The sequence below is a fragment of the Blastomonas sp. AAP25 genome (genome assembly GCF_001295965.1).
GTDB lineage: Bacteria > Pseudomonadota > Alphaproteobacteria > Sphingomonadales > Sphingomonadaceae > Blastomonas > Blastomonas fulva.
Window position 1 is genome coordinate 1 of the sequence record NZ_LJHP01000010.1, and the last position, 20,032, is coordinate 20,032.

The following is a 20,032-nucleotide window of genomic DNA, read 5'->3' on the forward strand; positions in this document are numbered from 1 at the left end:
ATCCTCACCACACACCGCTATCACCTCAATCTCCAATAACAATTCTGGCAATGCCAATGACAGGGTGGTGGTCCTCAGGCAAATCTCAGCTGTCGCGTTCCTGCACGCGGGCCAGCGGAACCTTGACCTCGAACACCAGACCCGAGGGCTGTGGTTCGATTTGGGTCCGGGCGTCGAGTTCGTAACGTAGCGCCGAATGCAGCACGTCCTGTGCCAGGCTGTCGAGTGCGACATCGGGATCGCCAAGGCCCTGGGCTTGCACCGTCCAGGTGAGGCGCAGCAGCGGTTCGGCGGACGGATCGGCGGACCCCGGCGCCGCGTCCGGCTCGATCGCCCAGCTGATCGCAAGCGCGAAAGGCGCGTCGTCGATCCGCCCGTGCGCCACCAGATGGTTCGCCAGCTCGTGCACCGCGAGGCCGAGCAGGTTCGAACCCTTGATCCCCAGCATCACGTCCGGTCCATCCACGCTGACCTGGCTTTCATCCTGCAGATGGTGGAGCAGCAGCTCGTCGAACACGATTTCGCGCAGGTTCACCAGGCCGGTGGGCGAATGCGTCGAGAGCGACTGGGTGCGCGCAAAGGCGTTGATCCGCCCCTCGAACTTGAGCAGGAATTCCTCGGTCGTCGCGCAATGGTCCGCGGTCCGCCGGGCCAGCGCACGCACGACACCCAGCATGTTGCGCACACGGTGCTGCAGTTCGGCGAGCAGGCTGTGCTCCTGCTCGCGCAGCCGCCGGATATCATCGACATCGGTCGAGGTGCCCAGCCACTCCAGGATCATGCCATTCTCGCCCAGTACCGGCGCTGCGCGGGTCTTGTGCCAGTAATAACGCTGCTCGCGGCTGTTGAGCACCCGAAACTCGACCTCGAAGCTGTGATGATCCGATGCCGTCCGCCACGCGGTCCGAGCGGTCTGCCTGTCATCGGGATGGACAGCCTCCAGCCAGCCCTCGCCGAGATAATCGTCTTGCCCTTGCCCGGTGAAGTCCTGCCATTGCGGTCCGGCCCATATCCAGCTCCCGTCACGGCTGGCGCGCCAGACCAGCAGCGGCAATGTGTCGATGACCTGATGAAGGGTTTGCAGCGGGCCTGACCAGCTAGAGGGCATAGTCATTCTCCTTTTCGGGCGCCGATCCGCCATCATCGCCACAGATCTTGAGATAGCCGCTGTCGAACAGCGCGACGCGCTTGAGCTGCGGCAGATCGAAGATCGTCAGCGTCCGGTGCTCGAGCTGGACCAGGCCCTCGCGGCGCAGGTCCTGCAGCGTACGGTTGACGTACACCGGCGTCATTCCCAGCGCCTCGGCAAGCTCGATCTGGGTGAGCGGGAAGGCGCAGCACCTGCCTTGGGTGAGCTTCGCCTGATGCTGGCGGAGATACAGCTCGCACATGAGATGCGCCATGCGTTCGCGCGCGGTGCGCTGGCCCAGCGATGTCGACCATTCGCGCTGGATCGCGGCGGTGACGTGGATGTCGCACCACAGCGCCTTTTCCAGGCTGGAATGCTCGCGGCGAGCGATATCGAGAAAGTCGTTGTCGAGCCTGGCCAGCGTCACCCCGGTCAAAGCGGCGATGCTGTGGTCCATAGAACTGGCCATGAAGCCGTTGATGTCGAACAGGTCGCCGGGAATCAGCATCGAAAGAATCTGCCTGCGCCCGTCCTCCAGCGTCTTGTAGCGGATCGCCCAGCCCTGGATCAGGATGTGCATCGGCCCGGTGCAATCGCCCTGGCGGAGAAGATCCGCCCTGGCGGGGACTTCGCGCAGATTGCGACCGGCAAGCTCTGCCAGCCAGTGCTCGGCGGGGTCCTGCAGCTCCTCGAACCCGCGCAGCTTGTGGGTTATGTGCGGTGTCAACGCATTGGCTCCGATATTGCGGTACGCTGGAACCTACGCACATATCGCGAGTATGTTGCCCACGGGGCAACGCCTTCATGTGCTCCCCTGTGTTCGTTCGATAGTTCAGGTGGTGCATGATGAGCCAGTCCTTGCACGGATGCCGCGTTCTTCTGGTCGAAGACGATTTTCTGATCGCCGACGACTTCCTGCGCCGGCTGCACAGCGCAGGCGCTGAGGTTATCGGGACTGCCGCAACGCTCGATGGCGCGATGGCGCTGTATGAATCGTCCGGAAGGGTCGACTTCGTTGTGCTCGACATAAACCTGCGCGGCACGACGGTGTTTCCGCTCGCCGCGCGGCTGCGCGCCGAGGACGTCCCGTTCCTGTTCTGCACCGGTTATGGCGAAGAGGTGATCGATGGCAGTTTCCAAAACGTCCAGCGCTTCGAAAAACCGATATCGCAGCATGGCTTTGCCCGGATGGTCGATCTGATTTCTCGGCTGACGATCGCGCGTGACCAGCCACGCGAAGGTATGATGCGCTGATCGCTGGGCAACGCCGATGCCTGCCGGGATCAGCCAGTCCGGGCGACCGCGAGCACCACATCCTGCGCGGCTGAGCCGACCAGCACCGCCAGATCGCCGTTGGAGCTGGTCTGGTGCTGGCTCGATTCGCATTCTCCGCTGATCGGATTGACCCTCGTGACGCGGTAGATTCCAGGCTGCAGCGCCGCGATGTCCAGCGTTATCGCGGTGCCGCAGGCGTGCTGATCGGGCATCAGGCTGACCACCGCCTGGGTGCCATCGCCGCAGCCCGTGGCCAGCCCCTTGAAATCATGTACCGTCAGCCGGGCACCGAGCGGTTCGCGGCGAAAGCGCGGCCAGTCGACCAGGTGCAGGAAATCGCCCAGCACCTTTTGAGAGTCGTACATCCCCTGGGTCAGCACATGCGGGTGGCGGTTGGGCCAGCGCATGCCGCCGCCCGCACCGCCGCTTGCCAGATGCGCCCATTGCATACGCCGGAAATAGCGGGTGTCGAACGCGTCCGGCAGCGTGATGTGGCGGTCCTTGAAAGCGTGGATCGGGCCATGCTCGGTGTCGAGCAAGGGGCGGTCGGCAGGGCAGTGCTGCAGCGCCTCGGTCATCAGCCGCGCGGTGGCCCTGGCCGGGCTCAGGGTGTCGCGCGGATCGTCGATCGTGCCCTTCTCGTAAAGATGCACACTGGCAAAATCGAGCGCCGGGTGGCGAAAGACGATCTCGGCAAGCTGTGGCCGGGCCTTGAGCGCGGGGCCGAACACCGACACGGTCTGCAGATGGCAGCGGCCGTGCGCGGCCATCTCTTCGGCGCGCAGCGCTGCCGAGATGTCGCTGATGAACGCATGGCAGCTAGCGATGTCGCCCCCGGCATAATTGGTGTCGATCTCGTTCCACAGATCCCAGCCGAAGATCGCGCCGCTGTGTCCCCAGCGGCGGGTCGCGAAGGCCAGGCGGTTCTTGATCGCCATGCGCGTTTCGGGGCAGGTGAACATCTGCCCGATTGTGCCGCAGGGCCCACCATTGGCGCGCGAATAGGGATGCGTGCGCCACCGCCGCGCCATGAAGAAGGTATCGAACGGGGTGAGCAGATAGCGGATGCCGTACAGCTCCCCCAGCGCGATCAGGTCATCCCACAGCTGCACCATTGCGGGCGCAAACTGGCCGCAACGGCTTTCGAAATGGCGGTGGCGCACCTGGTTGTAGTCGAGCATCAGCCGCAGGCAGGTCACGCCCGAATCGCGCAACCTTGCAAAGTGCCGCTCCACCACCGCCGGGTCGCGGCGGCGGTAGAGCATGGCAAGGTTGGGCCAGGTGATCGCCTCGTTATAGCCCACCGGGGTCCAGCTTCGTCCTCCCTCGGTCTCGAAATAGGGCGCACGTTGGGCGCAGCCTACCCAGTCCTGCACCGGAGACGGCACCGCCAGACTTTTCATATGGGCATGGCCAGCAACGGTCCCGAATCTCATTCGGCCGCTACCACGCCCAGCCCGGCCAGCGCATCGAGCCGCCAGCGCGCATCGAGCCTGCGCCAGGTGGCCAGCGCCTGGCCCACGATCTGGTCCATGTTGTAATAGCGATAGGTGGCGAGCCGACCGACGAAGGTCACGTTCTCGCAATCGCCGGCCAGCCTGGAATACTGTCGGTACATGTCCTGCGCTGCGGGATTGGGGATAGGGTAATAAGGATCTCCCTCGTCGGCGGGATATTCGCGGGTGATGCTGGTCCTGGCCGCCTGCTGCCCGGTGAGGTGCCTATACTCGGTGATCCGGGTATAGGGCGTGTCGTAATCGGGATAATTGACCACCGCGACCGGCTGTGCCTGTGCGCAATCGAGCGTCTCGTGCTCGAAGCGCAGCGAACGATAGGGAAGCCTGCCCAGCCGGTGATGGAAATATTCGTCGATCGGCCCGGTCCACACGACATGATCCCAGCTCAGCTCCATCGGCAGATCTGCATATTCTTGCCCCGTCATCACCTTGATAGAGGGGTGATCGAGCATGGCGCTGAACATGGCGGTATAGCCCTTGTCCGGCATGCACTGGTAGCGATCGGTGAAATAGCGGTCGTCGCAGCTGGTCCGCGCAGGCACCCGCGCGGCGACGGACTTGTCGAGCTGGCTCGGGTCCACGCCCCATTGCTTGCGGGTATAGCCCTCGAAGAACCTGGCATACAGATCCTCGCCCACCTGCGAGACCACGGTATCGCGCGAATTTCGGATATCGCCGACATCGACCGCGACCGAGCGCAGATACTCGGCCGCAGCCTCGTCATCCTGCAGGTTCAGGCCATAGAGCATGTTGAGCGTCGTCCGGTTGATCGGCATGGGAACCAGCTGGTCGTCGACCGCTGCCAGCACGCGGTGTTCATAGGGAATCCATCCGGTAAAGCGCGTGAGATAATCGAGGATGTCGCCGCTGTTGGTGTGGAAGATATGCGGCCCGTATCTGTGCACCAATATTCCGGCGTCGTCATGATGGTCATAGGCGTTGCCCGCGATATGGTCGCGCTTGTCGATCACCAGCACGGTCTTGCCCGAGCCCCTGGCCATCCGCTCGGCCATCACCGCGCCGGCAAAGCCTGCGCCGACCACCAGCACGTCGTAATGCCTGCGCCCGGGAAGCCGTGTCGCGGCAACATCCGCAGTGGACCGCTGCGCCCCCTGCCGGGCGGCAAGGGCGTCGGTGATTCTGGCCGCGATGCGCGCGGCGATGCCGTCCCAGCTCTTGTCGGCAAGGCAGGCCTGCGCCTCCTCGCGCCACTGGGCGCGGACGTGGCCGGGCGCGCCGAGCAGAGTTTCGCACGCCCCGACCGATTCGCTCGCGGTCCCGGCAATGCGGACGCTGCCCAACCTTCCAAAAGTGTCGACCACGTCGCGGATCGGGGTGGATACCACCGGTAGCCCGCACGCCATGTATTCGGGCGTCTTGGTCGGGCTGATGAAGCGGGTCGAGGCGTTGAGCGCAAAGGGCATCAGCGCGATGTCCCAATGGATGGCATAGGCTGGCAGATCGGCATAATCGCGTCCGCCCAGCCAGTGGATATTGGCTGCGCGGGGCAGGTCGTCCTGCGAGATCTTGACCACCGGGCCGATCATCACGAACGACCAGGCCGGGCGCATCCGCGCCATTTCGGCCAGCAGGCCAAGATCCATGCGTTCGTCGATGACACCGTAAAAGCCCAGCCGCGGCCGCGCCAGCAGGGCCTGGTCGTCGGGATCGGCGGTAACCGCAGGGTCGGCTGCGAAATGCTGGATGTCCACGCCCGAAGGCAGGCACATCAGGTCAGGACGACGCTCGCGCCGTGCCTCGTACAGGCTGCGTCCTCCGCACAGCGCGATATCCGCCCGCTCGAGCAGCAGCGCCTCGCGTTCGGCGATGCCATCGGGCGCGAAGGCGAAGTTGGCGAGCTCGTCCATGCAGTCATAGACCAGCAGATCGCTGTGCACCTGTTCGCCGAACGCCAGCATCATCGGGGTGTAGTACCAAAATATGTGTGGGGCGGCGTGGCGGGTCATCTCCATCCGCAGCAGAACGGCCAGCGCCTCGGTGGTCTGCTGCGCGTCGAGCGATTGCGGGATGACCGGGATCAGCCGGGTCACGCCCTCGTGCGGCCGGGTCCGCTCGAGCGTCGGCGCGAGGCAATCGGCATCGACGCGGGGCTCCTCCCAATAGACGATGTCGAAGCCCTGCGAGAGCCGCGTCATGATGTGCTGCGGCCGCTGGAACACCAGATCCCAGCGCAGATGCGAGAAGCAGACGATTACCGGGCGGGTCGAGAGAACAGGGGTGTTGCTGTGCTGGAACGGGCGGTGCATCGGGGGACTCCGGAACGGACGTGCGGCCTGGATCGGGGAAACCCAGGGCGCACAGATGGGGAAGGATCCGGCGTCTAGCGCGTGGTCGGGGGCTGCGGTCTTACATAGGTGAGGCAACCGCCGGCTTTTAAATTCCTGCAGGATTGACCCATGTTATGGGTGGGGCTCGGCGCACGGCTCAGCCTTGCAGCGGCACGGTGCGGATCATCCGCTCCGGCCCCTGCAAGGAGTACAGCATATGACCTCGATTTTCGGAATGGCGCTCTTGCCGCTGTGGATCATGGGCGCGCCGCTGGTCGGTGTGCTGCTCAGCCTGGCGCTGCCAGCCCCCCGCACCAACACCATACCGCGTGCGCGTCGCAGGGATCACGACGTGATCGCTCCGACGGCTTATCCGCGCGCCTGATCCCGCAGCGCGCAACCCGGCGCAGGCATCGAGAGTAAAATCGAGCGAGGGGGCGGCATCGGGGGGAGGCCCACGATGCCGCCCGCCGCGCACGATGCGCCCGTTGCCCAACACAAGGACCGACCCATGACCGACACCATCGCAAAACTGGACGAAGCGCAGCTGCCCGGCCTCGAGGCCAGGCTGGACCCCAAGCCCGAATGGCAGCCGCGTTATCCCGGATCGAGGCGGCTCAAGGGCAAGGTGGCGATCGTCACCGGCGGCGATAGCGGCATTGGCCGCGCGGTCGCAGTGCTGTTCGCGCGCGAAGGCGCCGATATCGTCATCTCGCATCTGGAAGAGGATGAAGACGCGCAGGACACCGCGCGCATGGTCGAGGCGGAAGGTGCGAGGGCAGTGACCATCGCGGGCGATATCGGCGATCGCGCGCAGGCTGCCCGGATCGTCGATCTGGCGATCAGCAGCTTTGGGAAGCTCGACATCCTGGTCAACAACGCAGGCGAGCAGCACCCCGACGAGGATGTAACAGACATCTCCGACCAGCAGCTCAAGCGGACCTTCCAGACCAATGTCTATGGCATGTTCTACATGGTGCAGGAGGCGATGCCGCATCTCCGGGCGGGGGCGGCAATCATCAACTGCACCTCGGTGACGATGTACAAGGGCGCGGACGATCTGCTCGACTATTCATCCACCAAGGGCGCGATCACCGCGTTCACCCGCAGCCTCAGCCAGAATCTGGCCGACAAGGGCATCCGCGTCAACGGCGTCGCGCCGGGCCCGATCTGGACTCCGCTCAACCCTTGTGGCGGCGCGAGCGAGGAGAAACTCGAGCATTTTGGCGAATCCACTCCGATGGGCCGCCCAAGCCAGCCCAACGAGGTTGCCCCGTGCTTCCTGTTCCTCGCCTGCGAGGATTCCAGCTACATGAGCGGACAGGTGCTGCACCCCAATGGCGGCGTGGTGGTGGGAAGCTGAACGCTTCGGGGGCCTGGCGAGAGCAGCATGATCGCTGCCTCAGGCGGCAGCAGGAATGGACGGCCTGCGGGGCTTTCTCCCTCGGTTCGTCGCACGCAGGCGCTGGACCTAAACCAGTATAACGAAGCCGGATGAACAAGGTGAAAGTTTGTAACAGGAGGGATCGTTAGCGAAAGTCGAGTCTATGTCCATATCCGTTCACGCGCCTGCCCACCTGCCCGCGCATAACCGCCACTGCCAGACATCCGTTCACCCGCGGTGCGATTTCATCCAGCAGGGTGACACGCTGTTGCGACCGCGGTTGCTGCTGGAAGGCTGGTGCGCGGGCTATCGCATCACGATCGACGGGCGCAGGCAGCTGACCAACCTGTATCTGCCGGGCGAGATCATCGGCGTGTGGCGCAACAGCCAGCCCAGCTTCTATCATTCGGTGATGTCGGTGACGCGGGCCTCGTTTGTGGAGTTCACCACCACTGCCGACAGCGAGGTCGCGCAGAGCGAGTGCGCGTTGTTCGAGCAGCAGCTCGAAAACAGCATTTTCCGGCTCGGCTGTCTCAATGCTTATGAGCGGATGGCGCACCTGTTCCTCGAACTCGGAGAGCGGCTGGACATCCGGGGCATGGGGTCGCGCAACGCCTATCGCATGCCTTTGACGCAGGAGCTGCTAGCCGACCTCGTGGGAATCTCCTCGGTCCATGTCAACCGCACCCTGCAGCAGATGCGCGCCGACAATGCCATCAGCCTGATCAACAGCCGGTTGACCCTGTCGGACCCTGACAGGCTGGCAGAGCAGGTCCATTATCAGCCGTTGCTGTAACCGCCTGCCCGGCTGCGATATCGGCGCGCGGCACTGGCGGGCCGGGCCAGTGCCAGACCAGCGCGGACAGGCCGAGCCAGGCCGAGAACATCAGCAGATAGGGCCAGCGGCGCGGCCACAGCCTGGCCACCAGCAAGGTGACCGCGCCGGTGCCCGCCAAGGCAATCAGCGTCGCGGCGGCTACACGGGTGCCGGAGCCTGTGAGTGCGGTCTGGATCGCTACGCTGGCCCATTGCGCGGGCAGCAGCACCAGCAGCCATTTGGGCAGCGCGCCCGGCATGGCCAAGGCGGTTGCCAGCATCGCTGCCTCGCCGCCGACCACGAACACGGCGATCCACCAGCCCTTGTCGGCTGCCGAGCGGGCAAACAGCGCGCCGCGCGCGGCGAAACTGAACACCGCGACGATGACGGCCAGCGCCAGCGACATCGGGTGCGGCAAGGGCGGCATGCCCAGCGCTCGCGCCAGCCCGATCAGCCCCGCGCCAGCCACCAGCGCGAGACCGATGCCGATCCACAGCCGCCCGGCCGCCGCCGCAGCGATCATCCCGGCTCCCATCAGCCCCACCGCCAGGATCGGTCCTGCAACCATCGCCAGCGGGGTCGGCGCGGGCGCGTCTGCCAGCAACAGCATCGCCAGCGCAGGGGCGACGGCCCCCGCCAGCGCCACTGTCAGCCATGCTGCAAGCGATGAGGACAAGGGCTGTTCATGCGGCAACGGTTTCATACGATCTCCACCGACACCAGCCACGCCGTTTCGGGATATTGCAGCGGCAGGCTGATGCCCGCCAGACGCAGCGCGCGGCCTGACAGGACAATGCCCTCAGCATAAGGGCGGGCGTGCGAAAGCTGCGCCCTGGCCTTTTCGCAATATGGCGGCAGCAGCGCGACGCGGTAATGCGCTTCATCGTCCAGTCCGGCAAAGCGGATGTGGGGCACATCATAAGTGGCGGCCTGGCGGGTCTGGGCGATCAGCGCGATCCCCCGGCCTTTGTGCATCGCCAGCAGCGCATGGACACCCGCACCGGCAGGCGTGAGCCGCCACAGGCGCCCGGAATGCAGGACATCGCGCCATTGCTTGTAGAGCGCGATGTGCGCGGCGAGGCATTGGCGGTCCTCGGTCGACATTGCGCCCGGGTCCGCCTCGACGCCCATATGGCCGAACATGGCGACCTTGGCGCGAAAATCCATCGCCACCTGCCGGCCGGTGATCGGGTTGGGGCTGGGCCCGACGTGGTTGCCCGCGATGCGCATCGGCAGGAAATCGAACCAGCCGGCGTTGACCTGCAGCCGCTCGATAGGATCGTTGTTGTCGCTGGCCCAGAAGCGGCTGCACCGCTCGAGAATTTCCAGATCGACCCGTCCGCCTCCGCTCGCGCAGGTCTCAATCTCGACCTGCGGATGCGCGGTACGCAGCCGGTCGAGCAGCGCATAAAGCGCGATCACCTGCGCATAGCCCTTGCCCGCAAGCGGGAAGAGATCGCGATTGTGGTCCCATTTGAGATAGGCGATATCATGTTCGGCCAGCAGCCGGTCGAGACTGGCCAACAGATGCCCCGACACCTCGGGCCGCGTCAGATCGAGCACCAGTTGGTTGCGCTGGGTCAGCCGCGGGTGATCAGGCAGGTGCAGGCACCAATCGGGATGCGCGCGGTACAAGGCGCTGTCGGGACTGACCATCTCGGGCTCGACCCACAGGCCGAAGTCCATGCCAGACCCGCGGACATGATCGATCAGCGGATCAAGGCCACCGGGAAAGATCCCGGGATCGGCAACCCAGTCACCCAGGCTGGTGGTGTCATCGCGGCGTCCGGTAAACCAGCCATCGTCGAGCACGAACCGCTCGACCCCGAGCGCCGCCGCCCGGTCCGCCAGTGCACAGAGCTTTTCGAGGCTCTGGTCGAAGGCGAGCGCTTCCCAGCTGTTCAGATGGACCTTGCGCGGGGTTGATGCCGCTATCTCCGGCGCGACCGCGCCCAGCACATGCGCGTGAAAGGCATGGCGCAGGCTGGCGATGCCCTGCGCGCTGACCGCAACCAGCGCGCGCGGGGTGCAGAACGTATCGCCAGGCGCCAGCATGATTTCCCCAGGCTCCAGCCGCGCCGCCATGGTCAGCGTCGCATCGCCGTCGGCATTGCGCTCGACGGACAACACATGATCTCCGCTCCACGCGAGATGCGCGCTGAGCGCGTCGCCGTGAACTTCGCCTGCGTTGTCGCCTTCGATCCGCACCCAGTTGCCGCCGCCGAAACCGGGTCGCCCGCCATAGGACGCGCTGGTGATCGCCCCCTGGTGCAGGGCCAGCCGCTGCTGCTGCATCTCGCCGGACCAGCGGCCTGCATAGCGCACCATATGGCTGGCCCAGCTGGGCAATGGCAGCGTCAGCGATGCGAGGCTGATCAGCCCGATCGGGTGCGTGCTCTGATTGCGCAGCTGCGTGCCGAACTCGACCAGCCCGCCGTGAACGATCGCAATCTCGATCTGGACACTCAAGCCCAGGGCGTCATCGCGGTGCTCGAGGCACAGCCCGGCATCGCGCTGCGTGATCGCGACCAGCAGCATCCGCGGCGTCAGCGGGCGTCCGTGCTGATGGATGACGATGGACGGCGCGCAAAGATGTCCCTCGCCCGCAAAGGGCAGCAGCGAACGCGGCGCGGGGCGGTCCGGCTGCGAGGCATGCCGCTCGCGCCGCAGGACATCGCACAGGCTCGCAAGATCCTCGGCCATCGGCAGGGTCGGCCCGAAATAGACCGGTTCCGCAGCACCGGCGCGCAGATCGAGCACCATCGTAAGACCGTCGCCATCGAGACGCGCGCACGGGGGGAGGCTGGACATGAAAGGTGGCCTTGATGGAATGACAGTCAATGAACGGCGCAAGGCCTTGCTTGATCTAAACCTGTTGGACCGGCATGAGCAAGAAAAGGGTGGGAGAGGGCTGTTGCCGGAGGTCATGGTGCAGGGAAGCCAGGTGGCGGTGTTCATTGCGATCACCGCGCTGATCGGGCTGGCGACGTGGTGGAAGGTCCGTGGCATTGGCGGCTCGCACGACGGATCGGGAAAGGAGGTCTTCCTCGCCGGCGGCGGCCTCACCTGGCTGTACGTGGCAGGCTCGATCACGCTCACCAACCTGTCGACCGAACAGCTTGTCGGCATGAACGGCAACCAGATGCTGCTGCTCGCCTGGTGGGAGATTTCGGGCTTTGTCGGGCTGATGATCCTCGCGTTCATCTTCGTGCCGATCTACTATCGCCAGGGGTGCACCACCGTGACCGAGCTTCTGGAGCGCCGCTATGAGGGCGGCAGCATCCGCACCGTGATCTCGGCGATCTTCCTGCTCGGGAACATCCTGATCTACCTTCCCGCAGCGCTCTATTCGGGCAGCCTTTTCCTCAAATCCATGTTCGGTGTGGACTGGCCGCTGCTGTGGTTCGCAGCGCCGATGGCCATCATCGCGGCCATCTACACCATCACCGGCGGCCTCAAGGCCGTGGCGGTGATGGATACCTTTTCCGGCATCGGCGTGCTCGCCGTCGCGATGCTGGTGGTCATCCTGGCCCTGAACGCGGTCGATTTCGATCTGGTCAGCGGGGTGCCGCCGGAGCGGATATCGATGGTTGGCGATACGGACTCGCCCATTCCGTTCCACACCCTGTTCACCGGGATGCTGTTCATCCAGATCTTCTACTGGTCCACCAACCAGAACATCACGCAAAAGGCGATGACCGCGCCGACCATCCGCGAAGCGCAAAAGGGCGTAATGGCCGCAGCCGTGGTGCGGATCTTGATCATTCCGGTGATCGTCGTCGTGCCCGGGGTGGTGGGATACAAGCTGTTCGGGCCGATGGGCGATGCAAGCTATGGCCGGGTGGTGGCGCATGTGCTCCCGCCGTGGATGTCGGGCGCGTTCGCCGCGCTGATGGCGGCGGCAGTGATCGCGCACACCAGTGCGATCCTCAACAGCTCGGTCGCGCTTTATGCGATCGACTTCCACGACAAGTTCATCCGGTCGGTCAAGAGCCACTGGAAGCTGGCCGCCTGGACCTCAGCGGTCCTGACCGTCACTTCGATCCTGCTGGTCCCTGCGTTCGAAAACGCCAAGAGCATCATCAACCTGTTGCAGGAATTGAACGGTCTGTCGTCGATGCCGGTGCTGTCCGCGTTCATCGCCGGGCTGCTGTTCGCCAATGTCGATGCGCGCGCGGCGATCATCGGGCTGGTGTTCGGGGTTGCGAGCTACGCGCTGCACACCTTCGTGCTGTACAAGCCCGACATGCTCTATCCCGGCGAGACCTTCTACCAGCATATCGGCTGGGGCGGGCTGCACTATATCGATGTGATGCTCGTGGTGCTGGTGGCGTCGGTGATCGTGGCGCTGACATCGAACCGCGTGATCTTCGGCAATGTCGCGCGTTATGTCGGACCGGGAGCAAGACGCCATGGGTGATGCTGCAGCCGTGCACCGCAGGTTCAATCCGTTGAACGGCCAATGGGTGCTGGTCTCGCCGCACCGCACCCAGCGCCCGTGGCAGGGCCAGATCGAGGCGCCCGACATTGCGGTGCTGCCTGCGCATGATCCGGCCTGCTTTCTTTGCCCCGGCAACACCCGCGCCAATGGAGAAACCAATCCCGATTACTCCGGACCCTGGGTGTTCGAGAATGATTTCGCCGCGCTGATGCCCGCCGCCAAGGCCTTGGCCGCAGCAGATCCCGACCCGGACGCGTTGCTGGTGGCCGAGCCGGTCTCGGGAGAGTGCCGCGTGATGTGCTTCTCCCCCAACCACGCGCTGACGCTGCCCGAGCTGTCCGCTGCGGAATTGCGCGCGGTGATCGATATCTGGGCGGATCAATCCGCCGAGCTTGGGCAGCGTTATGCCTGGGTCCAGATCTTCGAGAACAAGGGCGCGGCCATGGGCTGCTCCAACCCGCACCCGCACGGACAGATCTGGGCGAGCGCGCATCTGCCTGATGAACCGGCGAGAGAGGATGCGCGCCAGCGGGCCTATTTCGAGAGGACCGGGCGGACGCTGCTCGGCGATATCGCCGCGCGCGAGGCCGGCGGCCCGCGCGTGGTGGTCGAAAACGCGCGCTGGATGGCGATCGTCCCGTTCTGGGCGGTCTGGCCGTTCGAAGCGCTGGTGCTGCCGCGCTTTGCCGTCCAGCGGATGGAGCAGCTAGAGGCATCCGACCGCGACAGCCTGGGCGCGCTGCTCAGCGAACTGACCGCGCGCTACGACAACCTGTTCGGCTGCTCGTTCCCCTATTCGATGGGCTGGCACGGCGCGCCCTATGGCGCGGGCGATCAGGCGCACTGGCAGCTGCACGCGCATTTCTATCCGCCGCTGCTGCGGTCTGCCAGCGTTCGCAAGTTCATGGTCGGCTATGAAATGCTCGCCGAGGCGCAGCGCGATCTGACCGCCGAACAGGCTGCCGAGCGGCTGCGCGCCGTCAGCCCGGTCCATTACCGCAAGGCGAGCCCGGCATGATCGACATATTCCCGCTCGTCGAACGCACGATCGCCGCGTTTCGCCGCGCCTATGGCCATGAGCCCGCGATCCTCGCTTTCGCCCCCGGCCGGGTCAATCTGATCGGCGATCATACCGATTACAACGACGGCTTTGCCCTGCCTTGCGCGCTGCAGTTCGGCACCGTGGTTGCCGCAAGCCCGCTGGAGGAGCCGCACATTATCGCGCGAGCCGCGGACCTGGACATGGCGGAAGATGACGTCCGTATCGATGCGCCGATCGAAACTGCGGCCCAGGGCGAGTGGCGAAATCACGTCCGCGGCATCGCTGCCGGATTGCCCGCATTCGGCCTGCCCGTGCGCGGGGCAAAGCTCGCCTTTTCGGGCGATGTGCCGCAGGGCAACGGCCTGTCCTCGTCCGCCTCGCTGGGGGTTGCGCTGGGCCTTGCGCTGACGGCTGTGGCGGGTGCGGAGGCGCCCGACAAGCACGTGCTGGCGCGGGTCGCGCAATGGTCCGAGCATCATTATGTCGGCTGCGCTTGCGGCCTGCTCGACCAGATTGCGTCGGCCTTTGGCGAGCAGGACAGCGCGCTGCTGCTCGACTGCCGCAGCCTGAGCGCAAAGCCGGTTGCCTTTCCCGCCGATGCCGTAATCGTCATCGTTCCTTCGGGCGTGGCGCGCGGGCTTGTCGACAGCGCCTATAACGAGCGTCGCGCCCAGTGCCGGCAGGCGGCGGAGTATTTCGGCGTCGGGTCGTTGCGCGACCTGGACCTGGCGATGCTCGAGGCAGGCGAGGCCGGCTGCAATGCCACCGTCTATCGCCGCGCGCGGCATGTCGTCACCGAAAATGCGCGCACGCTCAGCGCAGCCGAGGCGATGGCGCGCGGCGATCTGGCGGAGCTTGGGCAAGCCATGCGGCAATCGCATGCATCGTTGCGGGACGATTTCGAGGTCAGCGTGCCGGCGGTGGATGCGCTGGTCGACAGCCTGAACGCCGCGATCGGCGAGGACGGCGGCGCCAGAATGACCGGAGGCGGCTTTGGCGGCTGTGTCGTGGCGGTGATCGCGGCAGACCGGCTGCCTGCAGTGGATCGCGCGATTGCCAACCATTGGCAGCGCGCGGGCCTGCCGGCACAGGCCCATTTCCGGGGCATTCCGTCCGCGGGAGCCCGCCTGCTGCGCGGCTGACCGCCGAGCACCCGGCCAGCCATGACGCCTTTTTGACGTGGCGCGCGCGCCAAATCGACATATCGTCCTTTCGCAATCCCCTGGCCCCACAAGAGAGCAACCGCGCAGCCATGATCTCCGATAGCCCATCCCCGAAGCCGCAGCTGATGCAGCTTGGCGTCTGTTATTACCCGGAACACTGGCCCAAATCGCAATGGGCTAACGATGCCCGGCGGATGCGCGAGATCGGGCTGACCCGGGTGCGCATCGGCGAGTTTGCCTGGAGCCGGATCGAACCCGAGCCCGGCCGGTTCGATTGGGCCTGGCTCGATCGGGCGATCGAAACGCTGCATGCCGCAGGGCTTGGCGTTATCCTGGGAACGCCCACGGCCACGCCTCCCAAATGGCTGGTCGATTCCATGCCCGACATGATCGCGATCGACCGCGACGGTCGTCCGCGGCGCTTCGGGTCGCGGCGTCATTACTGCTTCAGCCATGCCGGATATCGCAATCAGTCCGCGCGCATCACCCGCGCCGTGGCCGAACGCTATGGTCACCATCCGGCGGTGGTCGCGTGGCAGACCGACAATGAATATGGCTGCCACGACACGGTGCAGAGCTTTTCACCCGCTGCCTTGGCGGCGTTCCGTGTCTGGCTGGCCGAACGTTATGGCGATGTCGCAGCGCTCAACCGCGCCTGGGGCAATGTGTTCTGGAGCCAGGAATATCGCAGCTTCGACGAAATCGACCTGCCCAACCTGACCGTCACCGAAGCGAACCCTGCACATTGGCTCGCCCTTCGCCGCTTCGCCTCGGATGAGGTGGTGCGCTTCAACCAGATCCAGGTGGACATCCTGCGCGAATTGTCCCCCGGGCGCGACATCACCCACAACTTCATGGGCTTCTTCACCGAGTTCGATCATCACGATGTCGCGCAGTCGCTCGATGCCGTGGGCTGGGACAGCTATCCGCTGGGCTTTCTCGAAAGCTTCCGGTTCAGCGAGGACGACAGACTGCGTTATGCGCGCCAGGGCCACCCCGATATCGCCGCCTTCCATCACGATCTGTACCGGGGATGCGCGCGCGGTGGCCGCTGGTGGGTGCTGGAGCAGCAGCCCGGACCGGTCAACTGGGCGCGGCACAACCCGGCGCCGCTGGATGGCATGGTGCGGCTGTGGACGCTCGAGGCGCTGGCCCATGGCGCCGAGCTGGTCAGCTATTTCCGCTGGCGCCAGGCACCCTTTGCCCAGGAACAGCTGCACGCTGGTCTTTTGCGCCCTGACGATGCCCCCGCGCCCGCCTATGCCGAAGCGGCCCAGGCCGCGCGCGACATCGCCGCGATCGGCCCGATGTCCGCTGCGGCCAAGAGCGTCGCGCTGATCTTCTCCTATGATTCGGACTGGATCACAACGATCCAGCCGCAGGGTGCGGGGCTGTCCGCGTTGTGGGCGGCGTTCGATGCCTATTGCGCGCTGCGGCAGCTGGGTCTGAATGTCGACATCCTCCCGGCCAATGCGCCGCTCGAAGGCTATGCGATGTGCGTGGTGCCCTGCCTGCCGGTGGTGCCCGACGAACTTTTGGCGCACCTCGCCGCCTTTGAAGGCCCTGTCGTGATCGGCCCGCGATCGGGAAGCCGCACGGCCGACTTCGCGATACCCGATGGCCTGCCGCCCGGCGCGATCTTCCCGGCCAAAGTCGTGCGGGTGGAGAGCCTGAGACCGGGGCTGGTGCATCCGGGCCAGGGTTGGGCGGTGCGCCGCTGGATCGAGCATCTGGAAACCGATGCGGCAGCAGAGCTCGTCGCCGATGACGGAACCGTCGCCTGCTGGCGATCGGGCAACCGACGCTATCTTGCCGCCTGGCCTGAGCCGGACATTCTCGCGCCCGTTCTGCAGTCTGCAGCGCGCGAGGCGGGCGTCGACACCGTGGCGCTGCCCGAGGGTCTGCGCCTGCGCCGCACGGCCAGCCATGTCTTTGCGTTCAATTATGCCCCAACCCCGGTCGCGATCCCCGATGGCATCGGCGGCCGGCTGGTGCTGGGCGAAAAGCTGATTCCTCCCGCCGGGATTGCCGTGCTGACGCTCTGAGGTGCTCCCCGCTTGCGTCAGCCCGAAACCCAGCTGCCGTGGAAGCTCAGCGGCAGCGGGACGGTGCTGCGCCAGGTGACCACCGGGCCGTCGGCAACCTTGCGGGCGTCGAACACGTGCAGCTCGGTCGCGCGCGCGTCGAGGTTGAGCGTGGTGCCGATCAGGTGGCGGCCTGCGGGGACGAACTCCTCCACCAGCTGGCGGGCACCGAAATCGAAGCTGTCGTCGCGGCCGGACCGCCAGTCCCAGATGCCGATGCTGCGCGCGAAGGGGCGGTCGGTGCGATAGCCTCCGACATGGATGGTCTGGTGGCGCAGAAGGCCAGCAGTCTCTGGCGCGCTGCGCAGGAACTCGGCGGAAATCCCTGCAGCCTTCATGTCGGCGCGACCATCGGGGTGCAGCGTCACAAGGGTGAGCTCGGGCCTCTCTGAATATTCGTGCCGCCCCTCGACCAGCCCCGGCGCGCCCAGCAACGCGAAGGTCGGGTCGGCGTGGAAACAGCCATCGAAGCGGATGGTGCCGTCGGCCTCCTCCCAGGCATCGCCCAGATGGAAGAAGAACAATGGCGGCAGCTCGTATTCGCGGCGGCGCGAGAGGTCGTCCTTGTCCAGAACCAGCACCCGCGATCCGCGCTCGGGGCGCCAGCTCATGCTCTGCGAGAACGGCAGGCGGGCCTGGTCCGATACCCAGGGCTGGCACAGGATGACGAGGTGCCGGGCGGTGGCGGTGAAGTCGTGCATATAGCTTGCCATCGGCAGCGCGATGGCCTGACCCGCCTCGAAACTGCCATCGGCCGAGAGCCTCCAGACATAGGCGCTGTCGCCGCCCGACCCGATGTTCCAGATCTGCCCCGAAGGCTCGATCCGCGGATGCGCGAGGAACGGCATCCGGGCGAGATCGTCGCGAAAGGTCACCATGCCCTGCGTCGCCAGTGTTTCCGGGTCGATCGCGGTGGCGGACCCTGCCTCCCACAGCGCCAGCAGGCGGCCACCTGCGGCGATCACATGGGTGTTGGCCGGGTTGGTATCGTCCGGACTGCCGACACTCGCGCCCGGCCCTGCTGGCGTGCCGAAGCCGGGCTGGACGATGCGGCCGAGCTGCTCTTCGAGGCGGCGCTTGGGGGTGTCGACGAACCGCGCTGCAAGGCTCGCCTTGTCGCCGTTCACCCGCCAGGCGCGCACCAGCCCGTCGCCATCGAACCAGTGTCCGACCGCGCTCGCGCCGCGCCGGAAGCGCGCGGGGCCATTGCGGTAGAGCGTGCCCTTGAGCGCCGGTGCGCGGCCCGAGACGCGCACCAGCGGCTGCGGCGCGATGTCCGACAGGATGTCGCCCACGCCCAGCGTCCAGTCGGGCAGCGCCGGGGCTTGCGTCGCCGCCATCGCGGTGCCGGCCCAGCCGGGCAGCATGGCGCCGGCGGTGGCAAGGCCTCCGCGCAGCAGAAGATCGCGGCGGTTGAGGCTGGCGGCGGTCACCGGAAGCTGATCCGGGTTTCGCTGGCCCCTGCCGGCACGTCAAAGCTCGCCGCTCTCCACAGCGCTGGCCCGCCTTCGGGCCTTGCTCCATTGGAAAAGGCAAAGGGTTCGAGCGGCATGCCGAAGGGGTTCATCTTCATCTGGCCATCGCCATCGACATCGTGGAACACCTTGATCGCATAGCGGCCCGGCGCAAGACCGGTGAGCGTCAGCGTGGCGGTGGCACCGTCGACCTCGACCATGCCCACCCGTGCGGGCTTGCCGCCCTTGTCGTGCGCTGTCTCGCTGTCATAGACACTCATCAGGATCCGGCCGGTCGGAGCGGTGATCTGTTCGAACCGGATGGTGAGGCTGGCGCTGGCGCTGGGGTTGGCGGCGGCCATCTGCGGGGCCTGTGGCTGCGGCGCCTGCGCGCTGGCCATGCCGGCTGCCGCAAGCGCTGCGATCGCGAAAAAGGTCTTCATGGGTCGGGTCTCCTGAGGGTGATGACGGCGGTGCCGCCATTGACCGGTTCCTCCTGCCCCGGCTATCACCCGTCCGTCTTCCCTGGATACGTGAGTTGCGAGCCTTGATGCGTGAGAACGAAGCCTCTGCAGTTCGCGCTTCGCCAAATGCATTTTCCCTGCAGGCGCAAGCGTTTCGCGGGCTTGGAATCGCGGCGGCGGCTGCGGCGGTTCTGGCCTATCTCGGCGCGCTTGGCACAGGCGAGGCCCCGCTGGGCCTTCGCCTTGCCTATTGGGCCGCGGTCATCATGCCGGGATCGTTCCTGGGGATTGGGGTGTCGGCGCTGGTGCGCAGCTGGGGCGGCCTGGAATCGCGACGCTGGCTGGAGATCGCGCTGGTGGCGCTGCTGGTGTCGCTCCCGCACAGCTTCATCGTGATCGTGGTGAGCGCGCTGTTCTTCGGCGTGGAGATGATCACGCCGATGCTGGTGCTCCAGTTCTGGCTGGCGGTGCTGCTGATCACGCTGGTGCTGACCGCGATCAACTATCTCGCCAATGCCGATATCCAGCCCAGGGCGCCCGCCCTTCAACCCGCCATGGCTCTCCCGGATGCCGCACAGCCGGTCCCGAGCCAGAGCGCCCAGCCCGAAAGTCCCCAGCCCGAAGGTGCTCCGGCGATCCCGCCCTTGCTGGCCGAAAAGCTGCCGGTCAATCTGCGCAGCGCCAGGCTGCTGGCGATCGAGGCCGAAGACCATTATCTGCGCGTCCATACCGATGCGGGAAGCAATCTGGTGCTGATGCGGATGACCGATGCCTGCGCCTTGCTGGACGATGCGCCGGGGGCGCGGGTCCACCGCAGCTGGTGGGTCGCACGCGCCGCGGTGACCTCAGGCGGTCAGCGCGCAGGCCGCATGATGCTCGATCTGTCCTCGGGGCTGCAGGTGCCGGTCAGCCGGGCGATGCAACAGCGACTGAAGGGCAGTGGCTGGTTCTCGCAAGGCTCCTGACACGCCCTG

Annotated in this window: 17 protein-coding genes; 9 read left to right on the forward strand and 8 right to left on the reverse strand. The window is 66.0% G+C overall.

Annotated elements, in window-relative coordinates; genetic code table 11:
- Window positions 1-85 precede the first annotated feature (85 nt).
- Together IP68_RS09950 and IP68_RS09955 are read right to left on the reverse strand one after the other, a co-directional pair.
- Complete coding sequence (locus IP68_RS09950) at window positions 86-1,114, reverse strand: HWE histidine kinase domain-containing protein (protein WP_197275770.1); 1,029 nt, start codon at window positions 1,112-1,114, stop codon at window positions 86-88.
- Window positions 1,098-1,856, reverse strand: a complete 759-nt coding sequence (locus IP68_RS09955; RefSeq protein WP_054134839.1) for a Crp/Fnr family transcriptional regulator — start codon at window positions 1,854-1,856, stop codon at window positions 1,098-1,100. The genes IP68_RS09950 and IP68_RS09955 overlap by 17 nt, the downstream gene beginning before the upstream one ends.
- Window positions 1,857-1,975: 119 nt before the next feature.
- Here IP68_RS09955 and IP68_RS09960 point away from each other — a divergent pair, with 119 nt between their 5' ends.
- On the forward strand, window positions 1,976-2,383 hold the full coding sequence (locus IP68_RS09960) for a response regulator (RefSeq protein ID WP_197275771.1): 408 nt from the start codon (window positions 1,976-1,978) through the stop codon (window positions 2,381-2,383).
- A gap of 29 nt (window positions 2,384-2,412) precedes the next feature.
- Here the strand turns inward: IP68_RS09960 and IP68_RS09965 are convergent, their stop codons facing one another.
- Together IP68_RS09965 and glf are read right to left on the reverse strand one after the other, a co-directional pair.
- Entirely contained in the window at window positions 2,413-3,807 is a 1,395-nt protein-coding gene (locus IP68_RS09965; RefSeq protein WP_156318028.1) for a hypothetical protein, read from the reverse strand.
- Between the two features lie 29 nt (window positions 3,808-3,836).
- Entirely contained in the window at window positions 3,837-6,188 is a 2,352-nt protein-coding gene (gene glf, locus IP68_RS09970) for a UDP-galactopyranose mutase (protein ID WP_054134842.1), read from the reverse strand.
- Window positions 6,189-6,426: 238 nt separating this feature from the next.
- Here glf and IP68_RS20190 point away from each other — a divergent pair, with 238 nt between their 5' ends.
- The 3 genes from IP68_RS20190 (at window position 6,427) to IP68_RS09980 (ending at window position 8,389) form a co-directional block, all read left to right on the forward strand.
- Window positions 6,427-6,594, forward strand: coding sequence for a hypothetical protein (locus IP68_RS20190; protein ID WP_156318030.1), 168 nt, complete (start codon window positions 6,427-6,429; stop codon window positions 6,592-6,594).
- 126 nt (window positions 6,595-6,720) lie between these two features.
- Window positions 6,721-7,572 (forward strand): glucose 1-dehydrogenase, encoded by an 852-nt coding sequence (locus tag IP68_RS09975; protein WP_054134843.1) that lies wholly within the window; start codon window positions 6,721-6,723, stop codon window positions 7,570-7,572.
- 184 nt (window positions 7,573-7,756) lie between these two features.
- Window positions 7,757-8,389: a Crp/Fnr family transcriptional regulator gene (locus IP68_RS09980; RefSeq protein WP_082382267.1), complete on the forward strand. Its 633-nt coding sequence runs from the start codon at window positions 7,757-7,759 to the stop codon at window positions 8,387-8,389.
- On the opposite strand, the gene IP68_RS09985 is transcribed toward IP68_RS09980, so the two are convergent.
- Window positions 8,319-9,113 carry a hypothetical protein gene (locus IP68_RS09985; RefSeq protein WP_231683893.1) on the reverse strand — a complete coding sequence of 265 codons (795 nt, stop codon included), beginning with the start codon at window positions 9,111-9,113 and terminating at the stop codon, window positions 8,319-8,321. The two genes, IP68_RS09980 and IP68_RS09985, sit on opposite strands and share 71 nt — an antisense overlap.
- Entirely contained in the window at window positions 9,110-11,221 is a 2,112-nt protein-coding gene (locus IP68_RS09990; RefSeq protein ID WP_197275772.1) for an alpha-galactosidase, read from the reverse strand. Before IP68_RS09990 ends, IP68_RS09985 begins: the two co-directional genes overlap by 4 nt.
- Before the next feature lie 103 nt (window positions 11,222-11,324).
- On the opposite strand from IP68_RS09990, the gene IP68_RS09995 reads away from it, so the two are divergent.
- The 4 genes from IP68_RS09995 to IP68_RS10010 all read left to right on the forward strand — a co-directional run bounded on the left by IP68_RS09995 (window position 11,325) and on the right by IP68_RS10010 (window position 17,101).
- Window positions 11,325-12,830, forward strand: coding sequence for a sodium/solute symporter (locus IP68_RS09995; protein WP_231683895.1), 1,506 nt, complete (start codon window positions 11,325-11,327; stop codon window positions 12,828-12,830).
- Window positions 12,823-13,869 (forward strand): UDP-glucose--hexose-1-phosphate uridylyltransferase, encoded by a 1,047-nt coding sequence (locus IP68_RS10000; protein ID WP_054134847.1) that lies wholly within the window; start codon window positions 12,823-12,825, stop codon window positions 13,867-13,869. Before IP68_RS09995 ends, IP68_RS10000 begins: the two co-directional genes overlap by 8 nt.
- Window positions 13,866-15,035, forward strand: coding sequence for a galactokinase (galK, locus tag IP68_RS10005; RefSeq protein ID WP_082382269.1), 1,170 nt, complete (start codon window positions 13,866-13,868; stop codon window positions 15,033-15,035). Before IP68_RS10000 ends, galK begins: the two co-directional genes overlap by 4 nt.
- Before the next feature lie 146 nt (window positions 15,036-15,181).
- Window positions 15,182-17,101, forward strand: a complete 1,920-nt coding sequence (locus IP68_RS10010; protein WP_054134874.1) for a beta-galactosidase — start codon at window positions 15,182-15,184, stop codon at window positions 17,099-17,101.
- A 17-nt stretch (window positions 17,102-17,118) separates the two neighbouring features.
- Here the strand turns inward: IP68_RS10010 and IP68_RS10015 are convergent, their stop codons facing one another.
- Window positions 17,119-18,573: a carotenoid oxygenase family protein gene (locus IP68_RS10015; RefSeq protein WP_197275773.1), complete on the reverse strand. Its 1,455-nt coding sequence runs from the start codon at window positions 18,571-18,573 to the stop codon at window positions 17,119-17,121.
- A complete protein-coding gene (locus IP68_RS10020) occupies window positions 18,570-19,037 on the reverse strand; it encodes a DUF2141 domain-containing protein (RefSeq protein WP_054134848.1) in 468 nt (155 codons plus the stop codon). The genes IP68_RS10015 and IP68_RS10020 overlap by 4 nt, the downstream gene beginning before the upstream one ends.
- A gap of 107 nt (window positions 19,038-19,144) precedes the next feature.
- On the opposite strand from IP68_RS10020, the gene IP68_RS10025 reads away from it, so the two are divergent.
- On the forward strand, window positions 19,145-20,023 hold the full coding sequence (locus IP68_RS10025) for a LytTR family DNA-binding domain-containing protein (RefSeq protein ID WP_054134849.1): 879 nt from the start codon (window positions 19,145-19,147) through the stop codon (window positions 20,021-20,023).
- Window positions 20,024-20,032: the final 9 nt, after the last annotated feature.